This is a genomic window from Niastella sp., from assembly GCF_045805085.1.
Classification (GTDB): domain Bacteria; phylum Bacteroidota; class Bacteroidia; order Chitinophagales; family Chitinophagaceae; genus Niastella.
The window spans coordinates 1-10,253 of sequence record NZ_JBJMLX010000080.1; the positions used below are offsets into that span (position 1 = coordinate 1).

Genomic DNA, 10,253 nt, shown 5'->3' on the forward strand with positions numbered 1-10,253 from the left:
ATAGCGCATTTATAGGTCATAAGGGCGGCCAGGGCCATTACTTCATCGAGGTTCACTGAAAGGGCAAAACGAATACCGCCTTTACAGGGAAATTTGTGATGGGAGTGTTGAACGCGATAGGCTTTGATAACTTCGATCTTATCACCGATTTTTACCGGAAAATGCATGCGATAAACGGCATTGCATTGTTTGATCTGTTCCAGGATACCGGGATCCCAGGTGGTGAATTGCGCGGCTTTATCGAAACTCTTCTCCACCGCGCCAAAAAAACTGTAATCTGACATGACTAAGCTGTTTTTGTTTATGTTTTGAGCAGTATATAGCAAGTTGAAGTTGATAATAGGGTTCTATCAACTAATCGTTATAAATTTTGCAGAGGCAACGCCTCATTACCCCGTCCGAACGATCGATCCGGGCGGGCATATTCACCGTTATAAAGAACTTTGTTTTTCGAGCTTTGAGATCTTTCTGTCGAGCCGGATTACATACAGGAACAACCCCGCCAGAATAGTTACGGCAACTACCAGCACAACATAGATCTTGTTTCCGGCGGCCAAACCTGTTGGCGTTTGTGCTACATGTTTCGTAGAGTCCTGGGCACGGGCTATTAATTGGACAAATAAAACGATCAGGGTTACAATTAGTTGCTTCATACTAAAAATTATGCGGAATGTTTTTTCTCTTCCAGTAATCGAACGCGCAACCTAAGGGTGGATATCCAGGTGCCTAAAAGAATCCAACCCAGTACGGCGGGGTAAAAAACGAGGCGCATGTTAGCATCGAGGCTGCTGCCACCAAGGCCAGGGTTTCCCTCTGTTCCTTTACCGCCGGGGTGTAACGATTCCGTTAGCCGCGGTAGTATCAGGATCATGGGTATGTAAATAAAATAAGCGAAAATGTTATAAACCGCCGCTACCCGGCTTCTTTTATCCATATCGGGCATGGAATTACGCAGCACAAAATAGGCTATGTAAATAAGCAGGGCAATGGCCGCGCCTGTTTGTTTGGGGTCGTTGCTCCAAAAGGAACCCCAGGTGTAGTTGGCCCAAATTGAACCGGTTACCAGGCCCAAACATCCCAGCACCGTGGCGGTACGGGCAAATTCGGTGGCGTAAATGTCGTAAAGCGGATCGGGCTTGCGCAGGTATTTTATAGAATAATACAGTGAAACTGTAATAAGTGCTAACTGGCTGAACCACATGGGCACGTGAAAGAAGAAATTGCGCATGCTTTCATACAGATTGCTGTTGGCATAGGCCGTTTCATAAGGAAGCGGAACTATAAAACCAAAAATGAAAGTATAGACCAAAAAAACAATACTCAGTATTTTCCACCATTTCCACTGCATAGAGTGCTGTAGTTTGTTGAGGTGGGGCAAAATTAGGGGAAAGAAAGTAATTGGAAGGGGTTTTTGGATTACCTGTGGTTTCTGGCGTCAATCTTTCCACAAAAAAGGGAATAGTATAACTGCGAGGGCAATCACGAGCACATCCAGCGCTACCAGCAGCAAAACGATCTGCCATAGACCCACCTGGATAATATCGGCAAAAGCGGTGTTCGACATTTTCATCAGCAGCAATACCTGCGGAATAATCAGTGGAAAACCCATAATGGCCATTAGGGCTGCGCCCTGGCGGGCACGGGCGGCTATGGCTGCCAGAAAAGTAAATACCAGGCTCAGGCTACAACCGCCTAAACAAACAAAACCGATAAACCGGATGGGATTATGCAGGGGATTGCCCATCAACAATTGAAACAACACCAGGCTTACCAGGCTCATGATTATCATTAACCCGGCATTGAATAATAATTTGGAAAGAATAAAATCGCGCGCGCCCGCGATGGTATAAAAGTATAACATACGGCCATGGCTTTCCTGCAGAAAACTTTTCGCTACCGCATTCACACAAATAAATAACTGTATCATCCAGAACAACCCGTTCCATACTTTTTCTTCGGGCTGGTTCATGGCCAGGTATAAAACAAAGATGGTGGAGGCTACATACAACAGGATACCGTAAAAAGTGTATTGCTGTCTTATTTCCAGCAACAGGTCTTTCTTAATTAGCGCAATTATGTGATTCAACGATTTGATAAATGTTTTAAGTTAAGCGATGCAATATTAACATTCATTTGCAAATTGCTTATGGTACTTCATAATAACACTTTCTGCACCGTGGTTCGTACAGATCCTTTTCACCCAGCAATACCTGTGTTTTATCAGCCTTTTTACGAAAGGAATAATTGGCAATATTGCCACATTTAACACATATGGCGTGCAGCTTGGTTATATAATCGGCTTTGGCTAGCAGAAAGGGCATTTGCCCAAAGGGTTTTCCGGTATAATCCATGTCCAAACCCGCCACAATGACGCGTCTTCCTTTTAATGCCAGCTGATCGCACACGTCAGGTAACTGATCGTCGAAGAATTGCGCTTCGTCAATACCAATTACGTCAGCTTCATTATGCAATAATAAAATGGTTTGTGAGTTATCAATAGGCGTACTTAGAATGGCATTTTCGTCGTGCGATACAATGTTGTGAACATCATACCGTACATCAATCTTAGGCTTAAAGATTTCTACCCGCAGGTTGGCGATCTTTGCCCGTTTTAGTCTCCGGATCAATTCTTCGGTTTTTCCGGAAAACATAGACCCGCAAATTACTTCAATACTGCCCCGGCGCTCACCCGATATATTTGGTTCTATAAACATCTTAACGGAAATAGGTACAATAATTGTTAACTTTATCATTTAGCTCTAACCATCAATCAATTAACTCTAACCATAAAAAAGTACCCGCTTATTATGGAACGTTTAGCACAACTTATTGGCAAATTAAATGAACAATTTGCACAAAACGCCGATCCGTTTCAACTATTAGTAACTGCCCAATTAATTGAAACAGAATTGGTACAGATGTCAACGTCCACACACCGGGTTGTTAACTCATCCAAAGTGGCGGTGGTAATGCCGGCGGCTAATGGTCATAGCTACCAGGCCCGGCCTGTAGTGGTGGAAAACCCCACACCAAAGGTGGTAAATACCCCCGCGGCGGCTGTAGAACCACCGGTTGAAGTACAGGCGCCTGTTGTAGAAGCTCCGGCTGTAGTGGAAACTCCGATTGTAGTGGAAACTCCGGTTGTTGTCGAAGAAGCTTTACCTGTGGTAGTTACCCCGGCAGTGGTGAACGGAAAAGGCACTAATGGAAATGTGGAAAAAAATAACAACCACAACGGTACTAATGGTAATAATGGTCATCACCATGACGCCCAGGCTGAATATGGGTGGAAAATTGATCCCCTGCGCGAAGTACCCACTTTAGCGCATCAACAGGTTGTTAAAGAACTGAATGAAGTGATGGCAACTAAAAGCTCTTCCCTTAATGAAAAGTTAAAAGAAGAGGTGAAAGAAGTTGCGCATGTGTTGAACGATGCGCCGGTACGCGATCTGCGCCGGGCTATCGGTATCAATGATCGTTTTGTATTTATCAGTGAACTTTTCCGCAACGACGAAGTGATGTATGAACGCAGCATAAAAACCATTAATGGTTTTCGCATATTGCCTGAAGCCCAGTACTGGATTGAACGGGAATTAAAAGTAAAACTGGGCTGGGACGAAAACAAGGAAAGCACCCGCCACTTTTATCAGCTGGTTAAAAGACGGTTCTCCTGAATGTATTGCATTATCTTTTCTGTTGCTCCTTTTTTATTATAAACGTAATTACGGGCTGCCTGACAGCTTACCTGGTAACTATCGGTATCTGTCAGCAGGTCGTTGCACGTTTTCTCCAATTCCAGCGCCGTATTAATCACTAAGGCGCCGCCCGCCTGTACCAGTTCAACTGCCTCAATGTATTTTTCGTACACAGGTCCATGCACCACCGGTTTGCCGTATACGGCAGCCTCCAGCACATTGTGTACGCCATCATCGCCAAAGCCACCCCCTATATACGTAATAGTTGCATATTTATACAGCTTCGAAAGCATGCCAATATTGTCGATGATCAATGTATTGGGCTCCTGCTTTTCTGAAGGCAACTGTTTATTTCTGGCCACTGGCCTGGGCGAAGGAGAGAGGTGTGCCGCCAGTTTTGAGAACCGGATGCTGTGTTTGAATAACTTTTCAATTTCCTTCAGGTGCTCTTCATGTATTTCATGTGGCGCAATAATGAACTTTATATCGGAATGTGTATTGGCATAATGGTCCAATTCCTCTTCATCCTCTGTCCAGGTGCTGCCTGCAACAATCACTTTGCTGTTACCACAAAACTGTTCAACCAGGTCAATGGGTTTGAACTGTTCGGCAATCTGAACAACGCGGTCGAAGCGGGTGTCGCCACTTACGCTTACATTATTGGTAAAGCCAATAGTGCGCAGTAATTCTTTTGAGGTATCGGTTTGAACAAACAGGTGATTAAAACTTTCCAGCATATACCAGTGCAGGCGGCCATACCATTTAAAGAAGGGCTGGTCGGGTCTGAAAATGCCTGATACCAACAACAGGGGAACCTGTTTCTTTTTTAATTCAGTTAAATAATAGAACCAGTATTCGTATTTGATCCAGATTACCAGGTTGGGTTGCACCAGGCTGATGAATTTGCGGGCATTGGCTTTTGAATCCATTGGCAGGTACATCACGAAATCGGCGCCGGAATTGTTTTTCCGCACTTCGTAGCCGCTGGGGGAGAAGAAGGTGAGTAAAGTTTTGGCAGTGGGATATTGTTGTTTTATGGCTTCCAGTACCGGCCGTCCCTGCTCAAATTCGCCCAGGGATGAGCAATGCATCCAAACAAGCGGACCTCCATTCTCTGCCTCGCCCGCCCTGATTGTCTTTAATTCAGTCCAGATATCCTTTCTTCCATTACGCCATTTCCGCGCCTTGGGGTTCCACAGGGCGGTAATTCGGATTCCAACAGTGTATAAAAACAAAAAGATATTGTAAATAAACAGGTGCACGGTAATAATTTGATTTCAGAAAACAACAAATGTCGTTTTTATCACCAGAATTGTCAAATAGCGAAAAACTAATACCTCCCGGCACTGATTATATACCACAATAAATTTACATATGGTTGTAGATTCGGGAGTTTCCTGATACCACTATTGGGTATATGCTTGCTTACACCGTTTTTTTGCAGTACGTTTGTGCCCGTTTTAATTAAAAAAAGGATAAGGAATGCAGCCCATACAAATGGTTGATTTAAAGCAGCAATACGCGAAAATAAAGGCAGAAGTAGATGCAGCAATTCAGGAAGTAATAAATACCACCGCTTTCATTCACGGAAAAGCGGTTCAGGATTTTGCTGCCGGGTTAAGTAAATACCTGGGAGTTAAACATGTTATTCCCTGTGCCAATGGAACCGATGCCCTTCAAATCGCATTAATGGCTTTGGATCTGAAACCTGGCGATGAGGTGATCACCCCTTCATTTACTTTTATTGCTACTACCGAAGTAGTGGCGTTGTTACAGTTAAAACCTGTATTTGTAGAAGTAGATCCCAAAACCTTTTGTATTGATCCCATAGCCATTGAAAAGGCAATAACGCCCAAAACAAAGGCTATTATCCCCGTTCACTTATACGGACAGGCAGCCAATATGGAAGCCATTATGGAAATAGCCAACCGTCATAAGATCCCGGTCATTGAGGACAATGCACAGGCAATCGGGGGCGATATTACCCTGAGCAATGGCGCCGTTAAAAAAACGGGTACCCTGGGTACCATTGGTACCACTTCTTTCTTTCCTTCTAAAAATCTGGGTTGCTATGGTGATGGTGGCGCTATCTTTACCAACGATGATGCATTGGCTGAAGCGTTGAAAATGATTGCCAACCATGGCCAGTCAAAAAGATATTATCACGATCGTGTTGGCTGTAACAGCCGGCTCGACAGCATACAGGCAGCTGTGTTGAATGTAAAGCTGCCACGTTTGGATGAATATATTGCCGCACGTCGCACTGCCGCTGATTTTTACGATAAGGCTTTTGCCGAAAATGCAAAGATCACGGTTCCATACAGGGCGTCCTATAGCAATCACGTCTTCCATCAATATACTTTATTGCTCGAAGGCGTTGACCGCGATGCTCTGAACCAGTTCCTGGCTGGTCATGGTATTCCCTCAATGATCTATTATCCGGTACCTGCACATCGTCAGAAAATGTTTGAGGCCTTTGGTGGCGCCCAATATGAGTTGGCAACAACCGATTGGCTCACTGAACGTGTAATTTCCTTACCTATGCATACCGAACTGAGTACTGAACAGCTCCAGTTTATTACCAGTAAAGTATTGGAGTTTATTAATAAACAGTAACTAATTAGCGTTAAGGCACCATTAAATTAACTTTAAAATGAAAATCGCAGTTGTAGGCACGGGCTACGTAGGTCTGGTAACCGGAACCTGTTTTGCAGAAACCGGTAACGATGTTACCTGCGTGGATATCGATAAAAAAAAGGTAGAAAAACTTTCTTCCGGTACGATCACCATTTATGAACCAGGTCTGGAAAAATTATTCCTTCGTAACGTTAAAGAAGAACGCTTACGCTTTACCACTAGTTTATCGGAAGGTATCAGAGATGCGGAGATCGTTTTCCTGGCATTGCCAACACCTCCCGGTGAAGATGGAAGCGCCGATCTGAAATACATTCTGGGTGTTGCCAGAGATCTGGGCGAACTGATGACCGATTATAAAGTGATCGTTGATAAAAGTACCGTGCCTGTTGGTACTGCTGAAAAAGTATATGCAGCCATTGCTAAAACATATGTAGGCGACTTTGATGTGGTGTCGAACCCCGAGTTCCTGCGCGAAGGGGTAGCAGTAGAGGACTTTATGAAACCCGACCGGGTTGTAATAGGCGCTGCTTCTGAAAGGGCCCGCAAAGTAATGGGCGAATTGTATGCACCGTTTGTGCGTTCAGGCAACCCTATCATTTATATGGATGTTCGCTCAGCCGAGCTGACTAAATATGCCGCTAACTCCTTCCTGGCTACCAAGATCTCTTTTATGAACGAAGTAGCCCAGTTGTGCGAGCGCCTGGGCGCCGATGTTGATATGGTACGCCGGGGTATTGGCAGTGACGATCGTATTGGAAAACGCTTCCTGTTCCCGGGCATCGGGTATGGCGGCAGTTGTTTTCCCAAAGACGTACAGGCGCTGGTGAAATCATCCAAAGAAGTAGAGTACGATTTCCAGATCCTGAATGCAGTAATGGATGTGAATGAAAGACAAAAACTGCACCTGCTTCCCAAGATCAAAAGATATTTCAAGAATAACCTGAAAGGAAAACGTTTTGCCCTGTGGGGTCTGGCGTTTAAACCTAATACTGATGATATTCGTGAAGCACCGGCTTTATATATCATCGATGAACTGGTAAAAGAAGGCGCTTCTATTTGTGCGTATGACCCCGAGGCCATGAACAATGTGCGGGCTTTGTTGGGCGATAAAATTCAATACGCCGACAATCAATACGATTGTCTGGAGGGCGCCGATGCGTTGATCATCGCCACCGAGTGGAATGAATTCCGCACGCCTAACTTCCTGAAGATCGTAACGGCACTTAGAAACAAAGTGATCTTCGACGGACGCAACCTGTTTGAAACAGATGCTATTAAAGAATTAGGATTTTACTACGAAAGCGTGGGCCGGTTAGTAGCTGATCCCGGTGCTAAATAATAACTAATAAACCTTTCTCATGTCAAGAAAAAGAGTACTTATTACCGGAGCAGCCGGTTTTTTAGGGTCACACTTATGCGACCGGTTCGTAAAAGAAGGTTTCCATGTTATTGGTATGGATAACCTGATTACCGGCGACCTGCGCAATATTGAACATTTATTCAAGCTGGAACAGTTTGAGTTCTATCACCACGATGTTTCGAAATTCATTCATATTCCCGGCGAACTGCATTATATATTACATTTTGCTTCACCAGCCAGTCCCATCGACTATCTGAAAATTCCTATTCAAACGTTGAAAGTAGGATCGTTGGGTACGCATAACTGCCTGGGTCTTGCCAAAACAAAGAATGCCCGCATTCTGGTAGCTTCTACCTCAGAGATCTATGGCGATCCCCTGGTGCATCCGCAAAATGAAGAATACTGGGGTAATGTAAACCCTGTAGGTCCACGTGGAGTATACGATGAAGCAAAACGTTTTCAGGAAGCAATGACCATGGCGTACCATACTTTCCATGGCGTTGAAACCCGCATCGTACGCATCTTCAATACCTATGGCCCGCGTATGCGGTTGAATGATGGCCGTGCACTGCCTGCCTTTATTGGCCAGGCATTACGTGGTGAAGACCTGACCGTATTTGGCGATGGTTCACAAACCCGCAGTTTTTGCTTTGTAGACGATCTTATTGAAGGAATATACCGGTTATTAATGAGCGATTACCATCAACCTGTTAACGTGGGTAATCCTGATGAAATATCGCTGCTGGAATTTGCCGAAGAGATCATTGCATTGACCGGAACAACACAAAAAATTGTATACAAACCATTGCCTGTTGATGATCCCAAACAACGGCAGCCGGATATTACCCGGGCAAAGGAAATACTGGGATGGACACCAAAAGTGAGCAGAAGAGAAGGATTGAAAGTGACCTACGAGTATTTCAGATCATTGCCCAAAGAAGAATGGTTTAAACAGCCCAAAGAGTTTGTTGCAAAATAACGTTTCGTGTTCTCCTTTAATTAATATACCATGAGCACCTTTTCAAGAACGATCATGATCACTGGTGGGGCCGGGTTTATCGGTTCACATGTAGTGCGTTTGTTTATAAACAAATATCCCCAGTACCTGATCGTGAATGCCGATGCACTTACCTATGCCGGCAACCTGGAGAATTTGAAAGATGTGCAGGATGCACCTAATTACAAATTCGAAAGAGCTGATATAACCGATGCAGACCGTATTGAGGCTTTGTTTGATAAATATGCATTTGATGCCGTGATCCACCTGGCGGCAGAAAGCCATGTTGACCGTTCGATCCTTGACCCACTGGCATTTGTAAAAACAAATGTATTGGGTACCGCTACGCTGCTGAACATTGCCCGCAAAAACTGGGCGGCTTCTTCTACTAAAATGGCAGGGAAGCGTTTCATGCATGTATCAACCGATGAAGTGTATGGCTCACTGGGAGAGGAAGGGTTCTTTACAGAAGAAACTGCTTACGATCCCCGTTCTCCCTATTCAGCTTCCAAGGCGTCATCAGACCATTTTGTCATGGCCTGGTATCATACCTATGGTTTACCGGTGGTAATGAGCAACTGTAGTAACAACTACGGTTCATACCATTTTCCCGAGAAGCTGATCCCGTTAATGATCAACAACATCAAAAATAACAAACCATTGCCTGTATACGGCAAAGGCGAGAATGTGCGCGACTGGTTATTTGTTGAAGACCATGCCCGCGCCATCGATGTGATCTTTCATAAAGGGAAAACAGGCGATAAATATAATGTGGGTGGTTTTAATGAATGGAAGAATATCGACATCGTTCATTTGTTGTGCAAGGTCATGGATACAAAGCTTGGCCGCCCTGAAGGCACTTCTGCCAAACTGATTACCTATGTAACAGACCGTCCCGGTCACGACATGCGGTATGCCATTGACGCAACAAAACTGAATAAAGAACTGGGCTGGGAACCTTCGCTTCAGTTTGAAGAGGGCCTGGAAAAAACAGTTGACTGGTACCTCCAGCATGAAGATTGGATAAAGCACGTAACTTCGGGCGATTATCAGCATTATTACGAAGAGCAATACGCAAAACGATAGAAAGATCCTGAGCGAAGTCGAAGGATCGAAACGCCACAATTAAAATAAAATCTAAGTATCTAATGCCTTTTATAGAAACAGGACTTCCGGATTTATTGGTATTTGAACCAACGGTATTTGAAGATAGCCGGGGATTTTTTTTCGAAGCATATAATCAGAAAATGTTTGGTGGGGCAGGGGTTGAAACTGTATTTGTACAGGATAATCAATCACGCTCCTCTTATGGGGTCATCAGGGGTTTACATTACCAGATCCCACCATTTGCCCAGGCTAAACTGGTGCGGGCATTGGCAGGTACTATTCTGGATGTGGCGGTTGATATCAGAAAAGGTTCCCCCACATTTGGAAAAACTTACAGTATTGAACTTTCTGCCGAAAATAAAAAGCAATTATTTCTACCTGCGGGTTTTGCCCACGGGTTCTCCGTATTAAGCGATACCGCTGAAGTATTGTATAAATGCGATCAGTTTTATAGCAA

Annotated in this window: 12 protein-coding genes; 6 read left to right on the plus strand and 6 right to left on the minus strand. The window is 44.3% G+C overall.

Going from position 1 to position 10,253, the window contains the following annotated elements; genetic code table 11:
• From ACJ751_RS03545 to ACJ751_RS03565, 5 genes are all read right to left on the minus strand, one after another.
• A partial coding sequence (locus tag ACJ751_RS03545) for a Glu/Leu/Phe/Val dehydrogenase dimerization domain-containing protein (RefSeq protein WP_407743994.1) occupies positions 1 to 284 on the minus strand: 284 nt, incomplete at its 3' end.
• Between the two features lie 147 nt (positions 285 to 431).
• A complete protein-coding gene (locus ACJ751_RS03550; protein ID WP_407743995.1) occupies positions 432 to 653 on the minus strand; it encodes a CcmD family protein in 222 nt (73 codons plus the stop codon).
• A gap of 8 nt (positions 654 to 661) precedes the next feature.
• A complete protein-coding gene (gene ccsA / locus ACJ751_RS03555; RefSeq protein WP_407743996.1) occupies positions 662 to 1,348 on the minus strand; it encodes a cytochrome c biogenesis protein CcsA in 687 nt (228 codons plus the stop codon).
• 87 nt (positions 1,349 to 1,435) lie between these two features.
• A complete protein-coding gene (locus ACJ751_RS03560) occupies positions 1,436 to 2,086 on the minus strand; it encodes a heme exporter protein CcmB (protein WP_407743997.1) in 651 nt (216 codons plus the stop codon).
• Positions 2,087 to 2,144: 58 nt separating this feature from the next.
• Complete coding sequence (locus ACJ751_RS03565) at positions 2,145 to 2,753, minus strand: thymidine kinase (RefSeq protein WP_407743998.1); 609 nt, start codon at positions 2,751 to 2,753, stop codon at positions 2,145 to 2,147.
• Between the two features lie 54 nt (positions 2,754 to 2,807).
• Between ACJ751_RS03565 and ACJ751_RS03570 the strand changes: the two genes are divergently transcribed.
• A complete protein-coding gene (locus tag ACJ751_RS03570; protein WP_407743999.1) occupies positions 2,808 to 3,674 on the plus strand; it encodes a hypothetical protein in 867 nt (288 codons plus the stop codon).
• Here ACJ751_RS03570 and ACJ751_RS03575 read toward each other — a convergent pair.
• On the minus strand, positions 3,647 to 4,957 hold the full coding sequence (locus ACJ751_RS03575; RefSeq protein WP_407744000.1) for a 3-deoxy-D-manno-octulosonic acid transferase: 1,311 nt from the start codon (positions 4,955 to 4,957) through the stop codon (positions 3,647 to 3,649). The genes ACJ751_RS03570 and ACJ751_RS03575 overlap by 28 nt on opposite strands.
• 220 nt (positions 4,958 to 5,177) lie before the next feature.
• Between ACJ751_RS03575 and ACJ751_RS03580 the strand changes: the two genes are divergently transcribed.
• From ACJ751_RS03580 to rfbC, 5 genes are all read left to right on the plus strand, one after another.
• Complete coding sequence (locus ACJ751_RS03580) at positions 5,178 to 6,311, plus strand: DegT/DnrJ/EryC1/StrS family aminotransferase (protein WP_407744001.1); 1,134 nt, start codon at positions 5,178 to 5,180, stop codon at positions 6,309 to 6,311.
• A gap of 37 nt (positions 6,312 to 6,348) precedes the next feature.
• Positions 6,349 to 7,671, plus strand: coding sequence for a UDP-glucose dehydrogenase family protein (locus tag ACJ751_RS03585; RefSeq protein WP_407744002.1), 1,323 nt, complete (start codon positions 6,349 to 6,351; stop codon positions 7,669 to 7,671).
• A 19-nt stretch (positions 7,672 to 7,690) separates the two neighbouring features.
• Positions 7,691 to 8,671, plus strand: a complete 981-nt coding sequence (locus ACJ751_RS03590) for a UDP-glucuronic acid decarboxylase family protein (RefSeq protein WP_407744003.1) — start codon at positions 7,691 to 7,693, stop codon at positions 8,669 to 8,671.
• Between the two features lie 30 nt (positions 8,672 to 8,701).
• Positions 8,702 to 9,775 carry a dTDP-glucose 4,6-dehydratase gene (gene rfbB, locus ACJ751_RS03595; protein ID WP_407744004.1) on the plus strand — a complete coding sequence of 358 codons (1,074 nt, stop codon included), beginning with the start codon at positions 8,702 to 8,704 and terminating at the stop codon, positions 9,773 to 9,775.
• A 62-nt stretch (positions 9,776 to 9,837) separates the two neighbouring features.
• A partial coding sequence (gene rfbC, locus ACJ751_RS03600) for a dTDP-4-dehydrorhamnose 3,5-epimerase (RefSeq protein ID WP_407744005.1) occupies positions 9,838 to 10,253 on the plus strand: 416 nt, incomplete at its 3' end.

Excerpts from the sequence above, each read along its gene's own strand:
- ACJ751_RS03550 (WP_407743995.1), bottom strand. The coding sequence starts at position 653 with ATGAAGCAACTAATTGTAACCCTGATCGTTTTATTTGTCCAATTAATA.
- ccsA (WP_407743996.1), bottom strand. The coding sequence starts at position 1,348 with ATGCAGTGGAAATGGTGGAAAATACTGAGTATTGTTTTTTTGGTCTAT.
- ACJ751_RS03565 (WP_407743998.1), bottom strand. The coding sequence starts at position 2,753 with ATGATAAAGTTAACAATTATTGTACCTATTTCCGTTAAGATGTTTATA.
- ACJ751_RS03570 (WP_407743999.1), top strand. The coding sequence starts at position 2,808 with ATGGAACGTTTAGCACAACTTATTGGCAAATTAAATGAACAATTTGCA.
- ACJ751_RS03580 (WP_407744001.1), top strand. The coding sequence starts at position 5,178 with ATGCAGCCCATACAAATGGTTGATTTAAAGCAGCAATACGCGAAAATA.
- ACJ751_RS03585 (WP_407744002.1), top strand. The coding sequence starts at position 6,349 with ATGAAAATCGCAGTTGTAGGCACGGGCTACGTAGGTCTGGTAACCGGA.
- ACJ751_RS03590 (WP_407744003.1), top strand. The coding sequence starts at position 7,691 with ATGTCAAGAAAAAGAGTACTTATTACCGGAGCAGCCGGTTTTTTAGGG.
- rfbB (WP_407744004.1), top strand. The coding sequence starts at position 8,702 with ATGAGCACCTTTTCAAGAACGATCATGATCACTGGTGGGGCCGGGTTT.